Genomic DNA, 18,757 nt, shown 5'->3' with positions numbered 1-18,757 from the left:
GGAATGCGTAGGGACGCGTCACGCGGCGGTCACCCCGCCGTCCACCGCCATGGACGTTCCGGTGACATAGGACGAGCGGTCGCTGCACAACCACGCCGCAGCCTGCGCCACTTCCAGCGGAGCAGCCATCCGCTTCTGTACAGCACGGGCCACGAAGCTCTCCTCCAGCGCCGGTGATTCCGCCAGGACGGTCTGCATCATCTCGGTGAGGGTGCTTCCCACCACGAGGGCGTTGACCCGGATGCCCCGCAGGCCGTATTCCGCCGCAGCGGCCTTTGTCAGACCGATCACCGCATGCTTGGCGGCCACATAGGCGGCCGAGGCGCCGGTGGCCTGCAGTCCGGCGACGCTGGAGGTGTTCACGACCGCTCCCCCGCGGCCGGACTCCAGCATCACGGGTATCTGATGACGGAGGCAGTTCCACACCCCCCTCACGTTGGTGTCCATGGTGCGGTCGTAGACCTCGTCGCCGATCTCGTGCAGTGCGGTCCCGGACGAGGCCCAGCCCGCGTTGTTGAACGCTGTGTCCAGGTGACCGAAGGCCTCGACGCCCGCGCCCACGACGCGCTCGACGTCTTCCGACAGCGCCACGTCTCCTGCCACGGCCAATGCCCGTCCACCCTCGGCCCGGATCTTCTCGGCGAGGTCCCGTAAGCGCTCCTCCCGCCGCGCCATCAGGACCACGGCCGCTCCCTCTTGGGCGAACAACTGGGCCGCGGCTGCGCCGATCCCGCTGGAAGCACCCGTGATCATGGCGACCTTGCCGGTCAACATGGACTGCTCACTGCTCATTGCCCATCCCCTTTTTTTTCAGCCGGACGCCGCTGCCCGGGAGCAGCGGCGTCGTAGTTGGTGCGCTCCCCCACCTCACACAGAGCGCAGGGCGCGCTCTTCAGAGACATGCCGATACCGCCGCACGGCAGAGCGCCGTACAGCCAACCTGGACAAGGGCGTCACGGAGCGACCGGGTCAGATCGCCACGCGGCGCCGGTCGCGGCCTGCGTATCGATCGCCCACAGCAGTTCGTCATCGACGGCCCGCAGCGAACGCACCAGGTGCCGGGCGCCCGCTTCGCGCATCAGCTGTGCCTGGAAGCTGTGCCGGAAGGTGCTGGGGTGGCCGATGAAGGACACGTCGAGCGTCCTGGCGGTCTCGGCCACCCGCGCCACGTCGTCGATGAACAGGGCCTGGTCGTGGCGCAGACCGAAGATCTCGGTGGTGATCTCGTGGATGCCCGGACGGAAGTCGTTGGTGCAGACGTAACCGGGCCCGTCGAACAACGCCGTGTGCTCGCCCAGGAACCTGTCGAAGTGGGCCTTCTCCAGCCCCCCGTAACAAACAGTCCTCAGACCCGCGGCGCGCAAGCGCCGCAGCAGTTCGACCGCTCCGTCGGTGAGCGTGACGGGGTGTGTCTCCAGGTACTGCGCGCGCTCCTCGAAGTACGCCTCGCGCATCTCCGCGACGGTGGCGCGGGAGCCGACCGCGGCGGCGAGGCGCTGGAAGGCGATGTGCTGCGGCTGCGAGAAGATGCCGCGCTCGCTCTCGGCCGTGTAGGTGCCGCCGCGGCTGGTGATGAAGTGGTGGATGACCGGGCTGAAGGTGTCGTTGAGCAGGACGCCGTCGATATTGACCGCGGCAAGTCTGAGGTGATCGAGCTCCATCGTGTCGCCCCCGCGAGTGTCATGTCGTCAAGCGGTTCCGGTGCACCGGTGCTGCTACTGCCGGCGCGCGGTCGGTACCGCGGTCACGGTACAGGCGGCGGCAGACCGCCGCCTCGAAGTGCCCTCTCCCACTGGGGCGGTCGGGACAGCGTGCCGGTGACACTGTGCGCGCCCGGTTCGGCGCCGCGTACCGGGCTCAGGACAGTGCGGCACCCGAGGCATCAACGGCGGCCACCTTCACTCGTTGCGGGTCGAGCGTGGTGTGGGCGACGACGGACGGTACGGCGATTCCCGGCAGCAGTAGCCGCCACATGCGCACCGCTCGCTCCGAAAGGTCCCGGCGTCCGCTCACCACCGCGGCGACCGTCTGCATGCCGGTGCAGGCTTCGACGACGAACTCGGCGACCTCCTGGGGCCCCACCCCCGGCAGGAGTTCACCCTTCTCGACGGCGATATCCAGGCACTGCTTCATGATCTCGATCCAGGCCGTGTAAGGGGCGGCGTCCTGGATACCGAAGGTGGCCTGCTCGCCGGTGAGCCGCACACCTGCCCGCAGCATCGGGTCCACCTGGAGCTGGTGGGCCCAGATCAGTGTGATGTCCACCAGCCGTTGCAGGCCGGTCGAGTCCAGCCACGGCACGATGGTCTGCGGCTGGGCGTTCATCACGGCACGGGCCAGGCCCTCTTTGGACTCGAAGTGGAAGTACATCGCCCCGGCTGTCGCTCCGGCCCGCTTGAGGATCTTCGTGATACTCGCGCCGGCGAAGCCGTACTCGTCGAAGACCTCCGCTGCCGCGTGCAGGATCACCTCGCGGGTCTGTACGGCTCGCTCCTGCTTCGGCTGTCCCATCGCATCTTCTCCCAAAAAATAGAACGATCTCTATGTTATCCGGTCCGAACCGGGAATCGCCACTCCCCCGCTCCAGAAGTCGGACGACCGGACCAATCCGCTCCGGACAGGCCGACACCGCCCGACAGTCGGACAATTTCAGCCTCCACCCGCTCTCGACCCTTTATCAAGGCATGACCCGGCATTCACCTTCTCTTGACCCTAAAAAAAAGAACACTCTTTATGTTTGCCGGTGCGGCTAACGCCGCGCCGCGCCTCAACAGATGTTCCAGGGGGAGCTTCATGTCCATCACAGTGCCAGGACCTGCCCGGATACCGACGCGCGGCACCACCAGGGTTCCGCGCGAGTACGTACACAAGGTGGCCGGGTCCGAAGTCCTGCTCACCGCCTGGCGGCCCAACGGAAGCGACGTCTACGGCGTGGGGGCGCGCTGGCCGCACCAGCACAGCTTCTACGGCCCCTCCCACGGCCTGCACGACCCGCTTCTGCTGGCCGAATCGGTCCGCCAGGCCATTCCGCTGCTGTGCCACACCGCCTTCGACGTGCCCCTGGGGCACCGCCAGGCGTGGAGCCACTTCGCCTACACGCTCAACCCGGCGGCAATGATCGCGGCCAAGGCCCCCTCCCCGGTGGGCATGCGTATCTCCTGCACCGAGGTGGTACGCCGCGGCAGCCGACTGGCCTCGATGAACATGCAAGTGGACCTGATGCGGCACGGAATACAGCTGGGCACGGCCCGGACCAGCTTCTCCAACCAGCCCCCGGCGATCTACCAGCGCCTGCGCAAGCAGTACGCGGATGTGGCCCTGGCCGAGGCTCGGGCGATCCCGCTGGCTCCGCCGATGAACCCGCAGCAGGTGGGCCGCGAACGGTTCGAAGATGTGGTCCTCTCCCCCACGGACAGCCCCAACCTCATGCAGTTGAGGGTCGACCTCACCCATCCTGTGCTGTTCGACCACCCCCTCGACCACGTTCCGGGAATGCTGCTGCTGGAGGCGACGCGCCAGGCAGCACACGCGTTCGCCCATCCGCGGCCGGTGATGGTCGTGGCCATGGACGTCGTCTTCTCCCGCTACGCCGAACTCGACGCCCCCTGCTGGATCCACGTGGACCCGCTCCCCAGCGACTCGGCCGGACGGGTACGAGTACTCATCTCCGCGCTCCAGAACGGCACTTGCATCTACTCCAGCGTCGCCACGCTGGACCATCACCTGCCCACCCTCTGACACGTCGGCCACCGGCACTTCGGCGGCGGGCCGCTGCCGGGTGGTGCTGAGTGGTCCGGCCGGAGTGCTGTCGGAGTGCCGTCGGAGTGCCGTCCTGCGGGGGCGGCTCTCCGACAGCGACCGAAGCGACCGGCGCCTACAGGTCGAAGTCGATGTGTTCCACGTCGGTGAACCGCACCTCCTCCAGGTCTCCGGCGCGGCGGCCGTCGTCCTGGAAGTAGACGTCCTTGAGTGCTTCGGCGGTGATCGTCCGGAGTTGCTGGTCGCCGGCTCCCTGCGCCTGGGCCTCGAAGAGGCGGGCCGCGTACTGCGGGGGCAGGGCCACGGTGAGGTGGCGGATCCGGTCCTGGTCGGTGGTGCCGATCGGGGCGGTGTAGCCGAGGCGGGCGCGGGTGTCGACGACGATGCCGTCGGTGGTGGCCGCCTTCTGCCTGGCCTTCTCCCTGATCTGCGGCTGCCACCGCTTCCTGACCTCGGTCTCCAGGCGCGTGGCGAGATCCGGACGGGGCTTCCTGATCTCGTTCTTCACGTACCGCTCCACGGTCCGCTGGGACACCCGCAGCATCCGGGCAACCGCCTTCGTCCCCTTCAACTGCTTGACCAGGTACCGCATCTGCGCACCCGCCGACTTCGGGATCGGGCGGGTGAACGCCTTCTCCACCGCCTTGTCCAGGCCGTCCCCGAACATGCTCATCGCGGTCTACTCCCCGTCGTCCTTGTTGGTGACGCTGCCGTCCTTGATGTACCGGGCGAGGTTGAGCTCCTGGCCGTACTGCTCCCGTACGCCCTCGCCCCACAGGGTGGTCTGGGTGCCCTCGTGCTTGACCATCCCGGGGCTCACCCCGAGCCGCCAGCCGCCGGGCAGGGGCTTGCCGTCCCGGTACGGGACGAAGTCCAGCGGCCCCGGGCCGTCGGCCGCGTACACGGCGCAGTCCGAGAGGATCGCGACCGGGTACTGACCCGTCGCCGCCGCGTGCTTGAGCACCTTGCGGTGCATGTTGATGCGGGTGCGGGAGATGACCGCGGCCCGGATGTCGGGGCGCCAGGTCGGACGGGACAGCGCCCGCCACGCCTGGCCCGGCTTCCAGCCCTCGCCGCGGGGGCGCTCGCGGAGCTTGCCGATGCCGCCCTTCACGGTGGCCTTCACCGCCGACACGACGATCGCCAGCTGGGGATCGCGCTGCCGGTAGCCGTCCATCGCGGCGAGGAAGTCGGCCGGGGCGAGGTCGCCGGTGACGCCCAGGTCGGCCATCGTCGCCACGTAGGCGTCGCGCAGCCGGTTGTACCAGCCGTCCAGGTAGCGGCCGTTCCGGTACCGGACGTACGCCTCGGTCGGTGCGACGGCGTAGCCGAGCTCCACCGCGTACGCGACCGTCGGCGTCGCGTACCAGGCCGGGCCCTCGGGCCGCTCCCCCTTCGGTGTGAACGGGCTGGGCAGCAGGTCGCCGTGCAGGTCCCGCCACTCCTTGCCGATCAGTACGCGGGACAGGTCGACGTGTCCGAGGTCGACCAGCCAGGCGCCGGGCAGCTTCGGGTCGAACCGCGGGTTCCTGACGTGTGTCGGCGCGCCCAGGCCGACGATCGTGCCGTTCGCTCCGGCGGCGAAGGCCATGTTGACGTCGATGCCCACCAGGTGCCGTTTGAGGCATTCCGCGTCGGTGAGCGGCCTCGCCCAGTCGTACGCCTCCTCCACCAGGACCTCGTCCGGGCCCCGTTTGTGGAACCGGGGCAGGCCGGCGAGGAGCGGGTGGCCGTCGGGGGCCTCGCACGGCGCGGGGTCGACCGGGTCCTTCCCGAGGGAGCCGGGGTTGTACTCGCTGTGCCGCTTGCCGTGGGCGTCCGGCTCGCTCGCGCGGGTCGGCGGGTGCAGGGCGGTCATCAGCTCCAGGCCGGTCACGGCGGTCGAGCCTCGGGGTGTCATCACCCGGGCCGCGTACGTGCCGAGGATCCTGGCGAGTTCGGCCGGGGGGAGCCGGCCGGCGTCGCCCCAGTGCCGGACGTCGAGCGCGTCCCAGGACGGGATGCACAGCTGCACGCACATCCGCTCGGCGCCCTGGGCCGGGCGGTAGATCCTTGCCCAGGGTCCGAAACCGCGCTTCGTGAGCTGCCATTCGGCCCGCGCGAGCTGCTTGATGACCTTGTGGCCTTCCGGCAGCCGACCGGACAGACGCTCTTCCTCGGTGAGGCGGAGCGGCAGGCCGTAGCGCTCGCACGCGGCCTCGGTCAGCACGATCAGGGGGTCGGCGTCCTTGCCCGGACCGCTGAGCTTGGGCGCGCCCAGCTTCGCTTCGGACAGGGTCCATTCGACCAGGGCGGGGACTGACTTGGCGGGGACGTCCAGGACCAGGCCGCCGACGCAGTACGCGAGGACCTTGCCGTCCTCGACGTCGACGACCGCCAGCGGGCCGCTCTCGAAGCGCGGGTCGAAGGCGGCCTGCGCCTCAGCGGGCTTGGCGGTGGTCTTCTTCGCGGCCGGGCGGCGTGACGTCGCCGTCGCCGTCGACGGCGACGGCGACGGCGACGGCGACGGCGACGGGTTGGCGGGGGCCGCGGGGGCCGACGGGTGGGACGGGGCGGTGCGGGTGGGGCTCTGGCGGGCCGGTCGGGTGGGCATGGCCTGGGTGTCCGGCACCGGGGTTGTCCGTGGTTCCGCTGCCGTCCCGGGCACGGGTGCCTCGGGTGCGGTGGGCGTCTCGGGTGTCACCGTGCCCTGTCCGGGTGCGGGCACCGGGTACAGCTCCGCGAGTTTGTCGAGCAGCCGCGCGTACGCCTCGCGCTCCGGGGGCCTCGGCTCCGTCCTGCCGCTCTCCCAGCCGCTGACGGTCGCGCGGCGCACCTTGAGCGCGCCGGCCACCTGGTCCAGGGTCAGGCCGTGTGCGGTACGGAGCCGCTTCCGCTCGGCCGGTGGCGGAAGCGGGGACGCGGATGCGACCAGTGCGTCGACCGCGTCGAACAACTCGGACATGGAGCCTCCTGACCCTCAGCCTATCCCGCACCCCTGTACGGATTGCGTACGTTTACCGTACATATCGCGTACGGGTGGATGTCCGAGGGGGCTCCGGGCCCGACCCGAGGTACTCGCCACTCCCCCGGCCGCGAGGCCCTCACGCTTGTCCGTGAGGGCCTCGCGGAGCCTGTCTACGCCTCCGCAGCAGCAGCGGCAGACAGGGCGTGGTCGCTCCCGATCCGGTCGAGCAGCAGTTCCGCGACAGCCGTGAGATCCGCCGGGGAGAAGATCCGGGCGAGAACATCGACGGCCTGGGCGGGCGACGCGACAAGCGGCAGCTCGCTCAGCGGGGCTTCCTCGTGCTGCTGAGCGGGCACTGCCGGAACGAGTTCCCCGGCAGCCTCCGGGCGCTGCGACCTGACGGCTCCGGCTGCGACGGGCGCTTGCGGCTCGTCCTGGTTTACCGCGGTAAACCGCTGGGCCTGGGACGGCTGCGGCGCCGATCGGTTTACCGCGGTAAACCGCTCCACCGGAGGCGCTTGCCGCTCCGGCTGGTTTACCGCGGTAAACCGCTCCGCCTGAGACGCCTGCGACCCCGGCTGGTTTACCGCGGTAAACCGCTCCGCCGGCTGCTCCGGCGTCCTGGCCTCGTCCGGCTTCTTGGCGGACCTCGGGGCGCGCGGTGCGCTCTGGACGGCCAGTCGGCGCTTCTGTTCGTCCTCCCAGGCGGCGAATTGCTCGGCAGCCGGCAGCCCGGCGAGCTCCCTGCCGATCCGGATCGCGATCTCGCCGGTGCTCACGAAGGCCTGGAGCTCGGGCGTGAGCTTGAGCAGCTTGCGCTGTTGGCTCACCCAGCCCTTCGTCTTTCCGTAGTGGTTCGCGACCCGGTCCGCTCCCCCGAGTTCGGCCACCATGATTTCGATACCGATGGCCCGCTCGATCGGGTCCAGATCCTCACGGTCGTTGTTCTCGGAGAGAACGGCATCGAGGAAGTCGGCCCGGCTGTTGGCCACGTCCTCGTTGTGGACGACGTTGAGTGTCGTGAGCCCGGCCGCGAGGGAGCCGCGGAAGCGGCGCTCGCCGTTGGCGATCACGTACGGCACTGCCCCGACGTGTTCCTCTTCCTCCGGCCAGAGCTTGAGGTAGCCGGGCCGGGAGACGACCACGGCGGGCTGAAGCTGGCGCTTCTTGAGCTTGAGGCCGAAATCCCTGAGGTCCTCGTCCGTACCGAAGTTGCGGCGGGGATTGAAGCGGGTCGGTACCAGCTTCTGCAGCGGAAGTGTCAGCAGCAGCGGGTCGCTCTTGCCCGGGACGTCGTCGACTTTCTGACCGGCGAGCGAGGCGAGGCTCGTCCTGCGTCCTGCGGCCATCACGCGCCACCTCCGTAACCGAGTTCGAGGGCCAGGCGGAAGAAGTCTTCGCGGGCCTCCATGGCGACCCGGTTCTTCGGGTACTGCGTGACGACGCGTCCTTCGACGGACGCCCGGGTGTGGACCTTGTACCGGCGGACGACGGCTTCCGCCCGGGGCCAACCCTGCGCATCGATGTACGCCTTGGTGTCGTCCAGGTCGGCGGTTCCGTCGCGTGGGTCCCAGTTGTTGATGACGACCTTGAAGGGGAGCCCGCTGGGCTCGATCACCTTCTTCACCGTGCGCGCGGTCGGGTCGAAGGCGAGGCCCTCCGGGGGAACCGGCACGATGACATCGTGCGCGTACTTCAGGGCTTCGAGGAGCAGGTTCTCGTCCTGGAGACTGCCCGGGGTGTCGATGAAGACGTGCTGGAGTCCGTTCCTGTTCGCCCTGAGCACGTCGGCGACGACGGCTCCCAGGTTGAGGGTCGTCGTGGTCTTCCCTACGCCACCCTTCTGGTTGGCGATCACGTGGACCCGCGCACCTGTCTCCTGAAGGAGCGACAGGTTCTCCGGGGTCTCGTGCTCCTGGGAGAAGTCGAAAGGTAGATCGGTGATCCGATTCGCCCACCAGACAGTGGATGCCTGGGGGTCGATGGACACGACGTAGACGCTTGCCGGCATGTGATGCTCCGTTTGCTTCCCGTGGGTTCCGGTACTTCGGGCAGAGGGCATCATCGCAGATGAGCGTGGGTTGGTTTGCCCCGGACGCTCATGATTCGACCGGTGATTCGACCGTTCGGGGCCTGTGATGGGGGCTGGGCGCGGTTTACCGCGGTAAACCAGGTCCGGGATGGGGGCTGCGGAGCTCGCCGGTTTACCGCGGTAAACCGTCCGCGGTGAGGGTCGGCGGGGCCTGTCGGTTTACCGCGGTAAACCAGCACTGCGGTGAGAGCGGCTGGGGTTGTCGGTTTACCGCGGTAAACCGGGCCTGCGGTGAGAGCGGCTGGGCCTGTCGGTTTACCGCGGTAAACCGGGCCTGCGGAAGGGCGGCAGGGAGCGCTGGTTTACCGCGGTAAACCAGCGTCGGCGGGGAGGGCCGCAGGTCCCGTCGCGCTGAAGCTTGACGAGTCTCAACGAAGTCTGACGAGCGCCCAGGAACCTGATTCGAGAATCAACGAAGTCACTCGGTGTCAATCTTCCGGGTCCGCGGGGTCGGCTGTCCCGGCCTGCGCGGCGGCTGCCGCCTCCAGCAGGGACCAGCCGTCGATCTCCACCACCCGCCGTACCTCTGGCTGCCACCCGCGTGCCAACGCCACGTCGAGCAGAGCGCGGACGGCGCCGGGTTCGTGAAGGTTCAGGGAGGCACCCCGGACGTATCCCACGTCTCCGGAGCCCAGGGGAAAACCACCCGGGACATACCGGCCAGGGCCCTCGGCGAAGACGACGCACAGTGGGCCGCCGGCGCCGGCCGGCTGTGGGTACAGCCTCAGGGTCTCGCAGCAGGACCGGCTGCCGTCCACCACGCTGTGGCTGTGGCGGAGCGTCCACAAGTACAGGCGCGCATCGGCAACCAGCCGACGGGGACTCCTGGAATGACGGGGCACGGAGCCGAGGGTACGCGGCCCGACCCGAACGTCCCTGGCGGTGAAGGAACTTCGATGTGACGAACAGGACGGCCGTCGACCTCGGTGAGATCGGCCGACCTTCGGCGAGACGGGACAGTGACGCTGGTTTACCGCGGTAAACCAGCGTCACCCCCCGGGGTCCGGTTTACCGCGGTAAACCAGCGTCACTCCGGGGGTCCGGTTTACCGCGGTAAACCGCGCGCTCCGCACTTGGGCATCGACGGCGGCCGGTGTCGCGGACGGGTCCAACTCCGCTGCAGAGTCGCTTGAGTCGCTGAGAGAGGGCCGGTGACGGCAGCTGACGGGTCCGCACGGCGGGGGAGCGACTGGCGGGAAGCGGCCGGGGGAGTGCGGTAGAGCTTCGGTCGCTGGAGAGAAACCCCAGTTCAGCCCGGTTTTCACGGCAGGAAAGCGACTGAAGTGATCCAAGCTCCGGGTATATGGAGTCAGTAGTGGGTGAGTGAGTGTGCGTCATATATAGGGAACGTGAGTCGCTTCAGTCGCTTTGAAGGCGCGGTACTCGGTCTGAGCTGGACACATACCCGAGCTGTCGGCGCAGCGGCTCCCGGGGGTGGGTCGCTGGCCCGTTCTGCTCGGTAGCTGAGGTGTAGCAGGTCGCCGGATCTTTTGTTTTTCCATGACTCCTGGTTCGCGTGTGCCCGCTACTCTGTGCCAGTCGTTCGGTCGCTTCGGTCGCTCACAGGGGGAAGTGCATGGCTTCTGAGCTGTCCGTCCTCGACAGTGAATCGGGCCAACCCGCTTCCCGCGCGCCGGTGATCGCCCGCTGGTGCGCAAGTCGCGGATGGCCTGTTCACCCGCTGGCACCAGGACGCAAGACACCTGCGGGCAACTGTGATGCGTGCCGGGAGCCCGGACACACCTATCAGGGGTGTGCCTGCCTCGCCGCGGGACGCTGGTGCCATGGATTTCGTGCCGCCACCCTCGACTGCGCCAGGATCGAGCAGTGGTGGAGGGCGGCCCCCGGTGCAGGTGTCGGGATCGCCTGCGGTCCCGCGGACCTGGTGGTCGTCGACATCGACGCGCACGCACAGGAACTGCCCGACAGGGACCGGCTGTTACCCGGCATCAGGATCGCCGACGGGATCGATCTGACCGGCCTGGCCGACGGCTTCCACACCATCGGGATCCTGGCCGCGCTCAGGGGCGAGACCAGCCCCGCGGACGACGAGGGGACCCTGCGGGTACGCACCCCGTCCGGAGGTCTGCACGTCTGGTACCGGGCCCACCACGGCCAGAAGTGGCGGTGCTCGACCGGTTCGAGCACCGGGCGCGCGCTGGCCTGGCAGGTCGATGTACGGGCGCACGGCGGGTACATCGTCGCGCCGGGCACCGTGACCGAGGCCGGTGTCTACACCCCCGTGGGCCGCGCGCGTGAGCCCGCGCCGCTGCCCGGCTGGCTGGCCTGCGAACTCGAACGCACCGGGCACCTGCCTTCCCCGCGCCCGCCCGCGCCCCGCCCCGTGCCGCCGCGCGCCCGGCAGGCCGTCATCGCCGCGGGCGGCGGCCGTTCGGCTGCGGGCCGGGTGCTGAGCGGGGCTCTCGCCGAGGTGGCCGGCTGCGCCGCCGTGGCGGAAGGGGCCGCGTTCTCCGAGAAGTTGAACCGTGCCGCGTACATCGCCGGGGGACTGGTGGCTGCCGGTCTCCTCGATGCGGAGGAGGCGGAGCGGTGCCTGTACACAGCGGCCGAGCATGCCCGCTGCGGGCAGGAGCGGCGGTACTCGGCCATCATCCGCTGCGGCCTGGGCGCCGGCCAGTTGCGTCCTCTCCGGCTGGAGGGACGGTCGTGATCACCGGCGACGACAACACGCTGTTCGACGCGCGGGCCGTCGCCGAGCAGATCCTGGTGCAGCCTGCTCCCGGCCCGCCCTGGCACGAGGGGCAGGCCACCGCCGAGGGGCTGCTGCCCGACACCCTCAGCGACCGCGGCAACGCCAAACTGTTCGTCAAGCTCTACTCCAACGACTACCGGCACGTCCCCGGGCTCGGCTGGTTCCGCTGGGACACCACCCGCTGGCAGATCGACGAGGACGACACCGTGGTGTGGGCGGCGGGCGACCTGGCGGAGTCCCTGGCCACCACGGACCCCCGTGGCGTGTTCACCACGGCGGCACTGCATCAGCACCGCCGCCGCGCTCTGAGTACCAGCGGCATGAACGCGATGCTCACGCAGGCCAGGTCCGCGCCCGGCATGGTGCTGAACGCGGCGCGCCTCGACTCGGATCCGTACGCGCTGTGCACCCCGGCCGGCATCGTCGACCTGCGCACCGGGACGATGCGCAGACCCTTGCCGGACAAGGACTTCCACTCCCGCTCCACCACCGCGGCGCCGCAGCTGATGCCCACGCCGCGCTGGGACCGGTTCCTGGCCGACACCTTCGGCGAGGGGCCCGAGGGCGCGGAGATGATCGGCTTCCTGCACCTGCTGCTCGGCTACTCCATCACCGGGGACGTCGGTGCGCAGGTGATGCCGTTCCTCTTCGGCTCCGGCAAGAACGGCAAGTCGGTTCTCCTGGACGTCCTGATCAAACTCATCGGCGACTACGCGGACGCGGCGCCCCCCGGATTCCTGATGGCCCGCCCGTACGAGGGGCACCCCACGGATCTCGCCGAACTGCACGGCCGCCGCGTCATCGTGTGCAGCGAGGTCAAGCCGGGGGACCGGTTCGACGAGGCGCGGGTGAAGCTGCTGACCGGTGGCGACCGGATCAAGGCCCGCCGTATGCGCCAGGACTTCTTCAGCTTCGAGCCGACCCACAAGCTCTGGTTACTGGGCAACCACCGCCCGGAAGTCGGCACCGGTGGTTTCGCGTTCTGGCGGCGCATACGCCTGATCCCGTTCGAGCGCATCGTCTCCGACCACCGGAAGATCGACAATCTGGCCGACCTCCTCGTCACCGAGGAGGGTCCCGGAATCCTCAACTGGCTGATCCAGGGCGCCCGTCGCTATCTGAGCGGGGGGAAGGACCTCACCGGACCTGAGCGCGTCCGCACCGCCACGACCGTATACGCGGAGACGGAAGACCACACTGGACGCTTTCTGAGCGAGTCGTGTCGCTTTGAGCCCGATCTCCGGGCAGAACAAGCCCGGCTCTACGCGGTGTACAGGGCGTGGTGCCAGAATGAGGGGAACCCGGCCATCTCGTCACGCGCCTTCGCGGCCCGGGTCCGCGAAATGGTGGGGCTGGCTTCGCCCAAGCAGATGATCCTGTCCAACCAGCGGAAGTACTACCCGGGCATCGGGCTGGTCGCCGACCAGGAGGCAACATGAGCGCTCTCATCGCAGAGAACGAGATCGTCCACGAAGCCGGTTTCGTGTGGCTGGAGGACACCCGGCACCTCGACTACGTACGCCAGAGCCTCGACCGTCTGCCGACGCGCCGCGGCAAACCGGCCTACCACCGCGACGGACGCATGGTCGGCTACGCACTCCTCGGGGCACAGGCCAAGCCGTCCCGCTCCTCCGGCACCTTTCGGCGCCGCGTGTTCTGGCTGCTGCCGCACGACCGCGACACGGAACCCGCCGGTCTGTACTCAAGTGGGGCCCCCGCCGAGGCCGTTGACCCGCGCACCCTCGCTCCGGGCAGCAAGGGCCTCAAGACCGAACGCTCCGAAGGCGGACTGCCCCTGCGTTAGGACCGGTTCGTTCGGTCCGGTCGGTCCGGTCGATTCCGGTCGATTCCGGTCCGATCAGGCCCGGCTCGCGACGGGCAGAGGTGCTGCCCGGTTCGGGGGTGGGGCCCGCGCTCAGAGGTTGAGCGAGCAGGCCAGCAGTGAACGGAACACCTCGTTGCCGCTCTGTCTGCCGACGACGCTGATACTCATGGTGTTGGACTCGTCCGCGGGCACGACCGTGGCCTCGATCCAGCAGGGCGCGTCGAACTCGGCGTACTGGTGGAAGGACGTGGTCACCGACTCGGCGATCATCCCGGTGGGTGCGATCAGCCCGCACGCCGCCTGCCGCGCCGCCTCCACGAGGACCATGCCGGGGATGTGGTCGCCACTGTGGTCGAACAGGATCGGGTGGAGCGGATCCGGGTTCAGGAGCCAGCGGCCCGGGGTGGCGGTGGGGGAGAGCACCACGTCGGCGGCGCGGGCCCGCCCCACACTGGCCGGGTGTGCGGGGGCAGGACGGGGGCCTGTCGGCTCCGGACCGGCCCCACCGCGCAGTCGGCGGTACGTCCCGGGGGAGATGCAGGTGAACCGGCCGCCGCCGACGGCGACGGTACGGGAGTCGCTCTCCAGCGTCACTTCCATGCTGAACTCCGCCAGCCGGCTGCCCTTCCACCGCAGGTCGGTGCAGACCGCGGTGATGGTCAGGTCGGTGGGGCTGCAGCCGATGGCCATGTGCGCCGGATACGCGGTGAAGTACTGCTCCCACATCAGGAAGCTGTGGCCGAGCGGCACTCCGAATTCCGAGTGGGCGAGCAGCAGCCCCACCTGACGGATCGTTTCGGCAGCCTGCATCGGGTCATGGAGCGTTCCATCGAGGCTGGTGAAGAAGGGGTGGGCACGGGGCCACTGCCCGGCGAGAAGGAAGCAGGTGTCGTCGAGCTTCTCGCAGTGGGTGAGGAACACCTCGGCGTGCGAGGCGCGGTGCACGTACTCCCGCGGAACTGTGGTGGTCAGGCGGGGGAGTTCGTAAGCCTTGACCGGGACGGTGCCGACTGCGGTCTCCCGGGCTGTGCCGGGCATCTCCGCGTGCGTTAGCAGAGTCATTACACGTCTCCTCAAGAGGCCGAGTGATGAAGAGGTGAGCCGAGCTGTGACGCCGTGCCCTCCATAAGATACGTACCCACCGGTTTGATTTTCAAGGCGATTCGACGGTCGGATGCGGCCGATTCGCACAAGCGTGGCAGAGGGAACGGTCGAGGGTGCCGGCGTTCCGACGGAGGGGAGGGTGCTCCAGGAGGCCGCCGTCCAGACGATCGCGTTCCGCTTTACGGTGCGATTCCTTCCGGATCTTCGCTTCAATATGCCTGATTCTGAAGCCATTTGCCCCTCAATGGCTCCGGCGCATGCGCGCGCGCCCCGGAGGGGTCGGGCGGTGCGGATGTGAACGTGGGTGATCGTTCATCGAGAATGACTTGAGAAAACCGGGTACGCGGTTTTATTATCCGATACGCGTCTACCGGGTAACAGGACGTGATCAGCACGGTCGGCCAGTTCTTGCTCCGCCAGGTTTTTTGAGTCCACGACACTCTGGAGACACCGATGCTTCGTCAACAGTGCCCCTACGCCATCGATCCGGCCGGTCAGGACATCCACGGTGAGGCACGCGCTCTCCGGGCACGGGGAGCGGTGACGACGGTGCTGCTGCCGGGCGGCGTCCCGGCCTGGGTCGTCACGGACCAGACCCTCGTCAAGAAGCTCCTCGTCGACCCGCGGATCTCCAAGGACGCCTACCAGCACTGGACCGCGTGGCAGAAGGGCGAGACGGCGGAGACCTGGCCGCTCGCGATCTGGGTCTCGGTGCAGAACATGGTCACGGCGTACGGGGACGAGCACCGACGGCTGCGCCGCCTGGTCGCCAGCGCCTTCACGGCACGGCGCGTCGAGATGATGCGGCCGAGGATCGAGGAGATCACGGCACGGACGCTCGACAGCATCGGCGAGCTGCCACCGACCCGGCCGTGGGACGTGCGCGAGAACTTCGCCCAGGTGATCCAGACCCAGGTGCAGCTCGACCTGTTCGGCATCCCCGAGGAGTCCGCGGAGCCCCTGCGCCGTATCACCGACGGCTTCTTCAAGACGGAGATGTCGCTGGAGGAGGCGCAGCAGAACCAGCTGGACATGTACACCACCATGGCCGAGCTGATCGACTTCAGGCGGCGCCACCCGGCGGACGACGTGACGAGCGCGTTGATCGCGGCGCGGGACGATGTCGACGGTGCCCGGCTCAGTGAGAAGGAACTGATCGACAACCTCATCCTGTTGTTCACGGCGGGGTTCGAGCCCACCGTCAACCTCATCGGCAACGCCGTCTCCTCTCTCCTGCACCACCCCGAACAGCTCGCACACATCAGGGAGGGCCGGGCCGGGTGGGCGGACGCCGTGGAGGAGACCCTCCGGGCGGAGGCCCCCGGCGCCAATCTGATCCTGCGCTACGCGGTGGAGGACGTGGCCGTCGGCGACGTGGTGATCCCTCAGGGCGACGCGATCATGATTTCGTACGCCGGTGCGGGACGGGACACCGCTGTGCACGGAACCGATGCCGACCGCTTCGACGTCCTGCGGCCCACCCGCCGGGAGAACATCTCCTTCGGACACGGCGCGCACTACTGCATCGGGGCGCCGCTGGCCCGCCTGGAGGCGGAGATCGCGCTGCGCGAGCTGTTCGCACGGTTCCCGGACCTGACGATCGCTGCGCCGGATGAACCACTGCGGCCGATCCCGTCGTTCATCGCCAACGGCCTGCGGGAGCTGCCCGTCCTGGCCATGGCGCGGGCCGAACTCGCCGTGTGACCCGGCGTCTGCCCGGACCGGTGCGACCCGGCGCAGCGGTCAGGGGCGCCCCAGGAACTCCCGGTACCAGGGCGCCTGGTCCGGAAGATCTTCCAGGAAGCCCCGCCCCGGGTCACAGCCGAGGCGGTCCCACAGTCCCTCGTCCGCGAACCAGTGGTCCGTGCTCAGCATCGCGAGGTGATGCAGGCCCACCGGGGAGTCCGCCAAGCGGGCCCGCGCCTCGGCGAGGTCGAGCAACGGGCCCTGCGGCAGGCCCACTTGATCCGCCACAGCGGCGGTCAGCTGCGCCCCGGACACCGGGTCCGGGTGGCTGACGTGGTGCGCGCCGGCCAGATCGTCCGCGGTGAGTGCGGCGGCCACGGCTGCCGCGGCCAGGGCGGTGACCGGGACGAGCGACTGAAGGCCGGCGCCCGCCACGTTTCCGCGCAGGGCGCGCAGGAGTTGCACCGTGCCGGGGATCATCCAGCGGTCCCCCTGCCCGTGGACGAGGTGGGGGCGCAGCACCGTGCCCCCTGATTCCAGGACGTGCCGCTCGGCTGCCGCGCGGGTGCGACTGGTGGGGGAGAGGGGAGCGGGCGTCAGCTCGGCCGCCCGTGCGGCGCGGAAGGTGCCCCTGCCGTACACGGAAGCCGTACTGACGTAGACGATGCGGCGCACGCCGCAGCGGACGGCCTCGTCCACCAGGGCCCGGGTGCCCAGGTCGTTGACCCGGTGCAGTTCCTCCTCGGAACCCGTGATGGCGGACGCGCAGTGAATCAGTGCGTCGACGTCCGCGCAGAGGCCGTGCAGCGTCTCGGGCGCGTTGAGATCCGCATGGACGGTTTTCAGCCGGGGCTCACCAGGAGCGGGGGAGCGCCTCTGACGGCGCGCCAGACGCAGCTCCACCTGTGGGTGCCGCGCGGCGGCACGGACGGTGTGCCCACCGACAAAGCCGCTGCTCCCGACGATGAGCAACCGTGTCGCCCTTGTCACACATCCCCCCGCGGAAAGCTTGCACGCTACAAGAACCAGGTCGGTGGCCAGTTGGTAAGATACGGACTACCTGGTTTTGTTTCTAGTGGTCCGGTGGAAAGAGGATCTCTGAGGACTCTGCTCCAGGCACCGACGGCAGGAGGAGCGACTGTGGCACAGCAAGAGCGCGCGATCCGTACGCGCCGCGTCATCCTGGAGGCGGCGGCCTCCGTATTCGACGAATGCGGCTACGACGCGGCCACGGTCGGGGAAATCCTCGCGCGCGCCAAGGTGACCAAGGGGGCCCTGTACTTCCACTTCCCCTCCAAGCAGGCGCTCGCGCAGGGCGTCCTGGAGGAGCAGATGCACATCAGCGCCGTGCCGCCCCGGCCCTGCAAACTGCAGGAGCTGGTCGACACCGCGCTCGCGCTCGCCCACCGGATGCGCCGGGACCCGCTGGTGAGCGCGGGAGCGCGACTGTCCCTGGGGCAGGAGGCGCTCACCCTCTTCGACGGGGGCGCGATCCCGTTGTGGATCCATGCCACCCAGCAGATCATCGAAGAGGCCAAGAAGCAGGGCGAGTTGCTGCCGCACGTGGACCCTGTCGAGACGACCTGGATCATTTCCGCCGCGTGGACCGGCGTCCAGGTCTACTCCCACGCCCTCAGCAACCGGGCCGATCTCGAAACGCGGGTCGTCTCCCTCCTCCAGCACCTGCTGCCCAGCGTCGCGGTGCCCGCAGTGCTGGCCACGCTGGAGATCAGTACGGACCGTGGGGCCCGGGTCATCGCCGAACTGGGCGAACTCGACGCCGACCGCATGGAGGAGCCGCTGGAAGAGGCGGCCGAGATGACCGCAGCCGGCCGTTAGGGCCTTTCGTCTGGATCAGGCCCCCCGCGAGCCCGGCGTGATCCGAACGAAGGGCCCGAGGGCGACCGGGTCCACCTCGCGCGACAGGCCGCTGTCGAAGCTCCGCGACCCGAGGGGAAGCGCGGAGCTTCTCCCTTTGCACTTCAAGGCCTTCTCGACCCCGGTGCGAGCAGTCCTTGAGCGCTCCGCCCGACCGTGGCAGGGAGGCTAGGAGGATGCCGTGAGCAGTGTCGAGGGCACCGAAACTGTCGTCCGCGTGGAGTCGGGGGTGGCCAGTGACGAGGAACTCGCCGCCCTGGTCGCGCTCTTCACGCTTCTTTCGCGCAGCAGGGAGCAGGAGCAGGAGAACGCCAGGGCGGCACAGGACCCGGCGAGCTGGCCGCACAGGGACCGCAGTGCCGCCTTCCAGGCGCCGCACAGCTGGAGATAGCCGGCACGTCTGTTCGGCCATCGGTCAGGGTCCACTCCGGCCGATGGCCGAACGTATCTGCACCCCATATCTACAAACCGCGTGCGCGGTTTGTTAATCTGAGCGGGTGGCCAGGACTCACCGCATCCGCGTCGACGAAAGGACGGGAATTGCCATGGCGATGGATTCCCTCTCGGGCGGAGCAGGACCGACCGAAGTACGCGGCCGGGTGGCCGAGTTGCACGAGATCCGGGCCCGGGCCCTCGCCGGTCCCAGCGAGAAGGCGACCGAGGCGCAGCGCGCCAAGGGCAAGCTGACGGCGCGTGAGCGGATCGGTCTGCTGCTCGACGAAGGGTCGTTCAGGGAGGTCGAGCAGCTGCGCA

General features: G+C 69.1%; 18 protein-coding genes. 8 read left to right on the top strand and 10 right to left on the bottom strand.

Annotated elements, in window-relative coordinates; all coding sequences use genetic code 11:
- Positions 1–18 precede the first annotated feature (18 nt).
- The 3 genes from NBY69_RS34765 to NBY69_RS34755 all read right to left on the bottom strand — a co-directional run bounded on the left by NBY69_RS34765 (position 19) and on the right by NBY69_RS34755 (position 2,511).
- On the bottom strand, positions 19–792 hold the full coding sequence (locus tag NBY69_RS34765; protein ID WP_250306183.1) for an SDR family NAD(P)-dependent oxidoreductase: 774 nt from the start codon (positions 790–792) through the stop codon (positions 19–21).
- A 161-nt stretch (positions 793–953) separates the two neighbouring features.
- On the bottom strand, positions 954–1,661 hold the full coding sequence (locus NBY69_RS34760) for an HAD family hydrolase (RefSeq protein ID WP_250306181.1): 708 nt from the start codon (positions 1,659–1,661) through the stop codon (positions 954–956).
- 196 nt (positions 1,662–1,857) lie between these two features.
- Positions 1,858–2,511: a ScbR family autoregulator-binding transcription factor gene (locus tag NBY69_RS34755; RefSeq protein WP_250306179.1), complete on the bottom strand. Its 654-nt coding sequence runs from the start codon at positions 2,509–2,511 to the stop codon at positions 1,858–1,860.
- Positions 2,512–2,793: 282 nt separating this feature from the next.
- Here NBY69_RS34755 and NBY69_RS34750 point away from each other — a divergent pair, with 282 nt between their 5' ends.
- The gene (locus tag NBY69_RS34750) at positions 2,794–3,738 is read left to right on the top strand and encodes a ScbA/BarX family gamma-butyrolactone biosynthesis protein (protein WP_250306177.1); all 945 of its coding nucleotides are present in this window, start codon (positions 2,794–2,796) and stop codon (positions 3,736–3,738) included.
- Between the two features lie 136 nt (positions 3,739–3,874).
- On the opposite strand, the gene NBY69_RS34745 is transcribed toward NBY69_RS34750, so the two are convergent.
- The 5 genes from NBY69_RS34745 to NBY69_RS37765 all read right to left on the bottom strand — a co-directional run bounded on the left by NBY69_RS34745 (position 3,875) and on the right by NBY69_RS37765 (position 9,418).
- Positions 3,875–4,432 (bottom strand): telomere-protecting terminal protein Tpg, encoded by a 558-nt coding sequence (locus tag NBY69_RS34745; protein ID WP_250306175.1) that lies wholly within the window; start codon positions 4,430–4,432, stop codon positions 3,875–3,877.
- A gap of 6 nt (positions 4,433–4,438) precedes the next feature.
- A complete protein-coding gene (locus tag NBY69_RS34740; protein WP_250306174.1) occupies positions 4,439–6,703 on the bottom strand; it encodes a telomere-associated protein Tap in 2,265 nt (754 codons plus the stop codon).
- A gap of 173 nt (positions 6,704–6,876) precedes the next feature.
- The gene (locus NBY69_RS34735) at positions 6,877–8,055 is read right to left on the bottom strand and encodes a ParB N-terminal domain-containing protein (protein WP_250306173.1); all 1,179 of its coding nucleotides are present in this window, start codon (positions 8,053–8,055) and stop codon (positions 6,877–6,879) included.
- On the bottom strand, positions 8,055–8,717 hold the full coding sequence (locus NBY69_RS37770) for a ParA family protein (RefSeq protein ID WP_326695815.1): 663 nt from the start codon (positions 8,715–8,717) through the stop codon (positions 8,055–8,057). The genes NBY69_RS34735 and NBY69_RS37770 overlap by 1 nt, the downstream gene beginning before the upstream one ends.
- Before the next feature lie 509 nt (positions 8,718–9,226).
- A complete protein-coding gene (locus NBY69_RS37765; RefSeq protein ID WP_374211372.1) occupies positions 9,227–9,418 on the bottom strand; it encodes a hypothetical protein in 192 nt (63 codons plus the stop codon).
- A 956-nt stretch (positions 9,419–10,374) separates the two neighbouring features.
- Between NBY69_RS37765 and NBY69_RS34720 the strand changes: the two genes are divergently transcribed.
- Genes NBY69_RS34720 through NBY69_RS34710 form a run of 3 tightly spaced genes read left to right on the top strand, consistent with a single transcriptional unit; the run spans position 10,375 to position 13,315 of the window.
- Positions 10,375–11,469 (top strand): bifunctional DNA primase/polymerase, encoded by a 1,095-nt coding sequence (locus NBY69_RS34720; protein ID WP_250306171.1) that lies wholly within the window; start codon positions 10,375–10,377, stop codon positions 11,467–11,469.
- Entirely contained in the window at positions 11,466–12,950 is a 1,485-nt protein-coding gene (locus tag NBY69_RS34715) for a phage/plasmid primase, P4 family (protein WP_250306169.1), read from the top strand. Before NBY69_RS34720 ends, NBY69_RS34715 begins: the two co-directional genes overlap by 4 nt.
- Positions 12,947–13,315, top strand: a complete 369-nt coding sequence (locus NBY69_RS34710) for a DUF6009 family protein (RefSeq protein ID WP_250306168.1) — start codon at positions 12,947–12,949, stop codon at positions 13,313–13,315. Before NBY69_RS34715 ends, NBY69_RS34710 begins: the two co-directional genes overlap by 4 nt.
- Positions 13,316–13,426: 111 nt before the next feature.
- Here the strand turns inward: NBY69_RS34710 and NBY69_RS34705 are convergent, their stop codons facing one another.
- Positions 13,427–14,398: a ScbA/BarX family gamma-butyrolactone biosynthesis protein gene (locus tag NBY69_RS34705; protein WP_250306166.1), complete on the bottom strand. Its 972-nt coding sequence runs from the start codon at positions 14,396–14,398 to the stop codon at positions 13,427–13,429.
- 495 nt (positions 14,399–14,893) lie between these two features.
- On the opposite strand from NBY69_RS34705, the gene NBY69_RS34700 reads away from it, so the two are divergent.
- Positions 14,894–16,144 (top strand): cytochrome P450, encoded by a 1,251-nt coding sequence (locus NBY69_RS34700; RefSeq protein WP_250306165.1) that lies wholly within the window; start codon positions 14,894–14,896, stop codon positions 16,142–16,144.
- Between the two features lie 39 nt (positions 16,145–16,183).
- Here the strand turns inward: NBY69_RS34700 and NBY69_RS34695 are convergent, their stop codons facing one another.
- Positions 16,184–17,116, bottom strand: a complete 933-nt coding sequence (locus tag NBY69_RS34695; RefSeq protein WP_250306163.1) for an NAD(P)-dependent oxidoreductase — start codon at positions 17,114–17,116, stop codon at positions 16,184–16,186.
- A gap of 150 nt (positions 17,117–17,266) precedes the next feature.
- Here NBY69_RS34695 and NBY69_RS34690 point away from each other — a divergent pair, with 150 nt between their 5' ends.
- The 3 genes from NBY69_RS34690 to NBY69_RS34680 form a co-directional block, all read left to right on the top strand.
- Positions 17,267–17,965 (top strand): ScbR family autoregulator-binding transcription factor, encoded by a 699-nt coding sequence (locus NBY69_RS34690; RefSeq protein WP_250306160.1) that lies wholly within the window; start codon positions 17,267–17,269, stop codon positions 17,963–17,965.
- Positions 17,966–18,185: 220 nt separating this feature from the next.
- Entirely contained in the window at positions 18,186–18,395 is a 210-nt protein-coding gene (locus NBY69_RS34685) for an acyl-CoA carboxylase subunit epsilon (RefSeq protein ID WP_250306158.1), read from the top strand.
- A gap of 154 nt (positions 18,396–18,549) precedes the next feature.
- Positions 18,550–18,757 (top strand): carboxyl transferase domain-containing protein (locus tag NBY69_RS34680; protein WP_284350150.1); only part of this gene is annotated, 208 nt, incomplete at its 3' end.

It is taken from the genome of Streptomyces sp. A 4/2, from assembly GCF_940670765.1.
Classification (GTDB): Bacteria; Actinomycetota; Actinomycetes; order Streptomycetales; family Streptomycetaceae; genus Streptomyces.
This window is presented reverse-complemented; position numbering and strand designations above follow the sequence as displayed.

What these genes read in the sequence shown, in the direction of transcription:
- NBY69_RS34765 (WP_250306183.1), bottom strand. Translation starts at nt 792, where the DNA reads ATGAGCAGTGAGCAGTCCATGTTGACCGGCAAGGTCGCCATGATCACG.
- NBY69_RS34760 (WP_250306181.1), bottom strand. Translation starts at nt 1,661, where the DNA reads ATGGAGCTCGATCACCTCAGACTTGCCGCGGTCAATATCGACGGCGTC.
- NBY69_RS34755 (WP_250306179.1), bottom strand. Translation starts at nt 2,511, where the DNA reads ATGGGACAGCCGAAGCAGGAGCGAGCCGTACAGACCCGCGAGGTGATC.
- NBY69_RS34750 (WP_250306177.1), top strand. Translation starts at nt 2,794, where the DNA reads ATGTCCATCACAGTGCCAGGACCTGCCCGGATACCGACGCGCGGCACC.
- NBY69_RS34745 (WP_250306175.1), bottom strand. Translation starts at nt 4,432, where the DNA reads ATGAGCATGTTCGGGGACGGCCTGGACAAGGCGGTGGAGAAGGCGTTC.
- NBY69_RS34740 (WP_250306174.1), bottom strand. Translation starts at nt 6,703, where the DNA reads ATGTCCGAGTTGTTCGACGCGGTCGACGCACTGGTCGCATCCGCGTCC.
- NBY69_RS34735 (WP_250306173.1), bottom strand. Translation starts at nt 8,055, where the DNA reads ATGGCCGCAGGACGCAGGACGAGCCTCGCCTCGCTCGCCGGTCAGAAA.
- NBY69_RS37770 (WP_326695815.1), bottom strand. Translation starts at nt 8,717, where the DNA reads ATGCCGGCAAGCGTCTACGTCGTGTCCATCGACCCCCAGGCATCCACT.
- NBY69_RS34720 (WP_250306171.1), top strand. Translation starts at nt 10,375, where the DNA reads ATGGCTTCTGAGCTGTCCGTCCTCGACAGTGAATCGGGCCAACCCGCT.
- NBY69_RS34710 (WP_250306168.1), top strand. Translation starts at nt 12,947, where the DNA reads ATGAGCGCTCTCATCGCAGAGAACGAGATCGTCCACGAAGCCGGTTTC.
- NBY69_RS34705 (WP_250306166.1), bottom strand. Translation starts at nt 14,398, where the DNA reads ATGACTCTGCTAACGCACGCGGAGATGCCCGGCACAGCCCGGGAGACC.
- NBY69_RS34700 (WP_250306165.1), top strand. Translation starts at nt 14,894, where the DNA reads ATGCTTCGTCAACAGTGCCCCTACGCCATCGATCCGGCCGGTCAGGAC.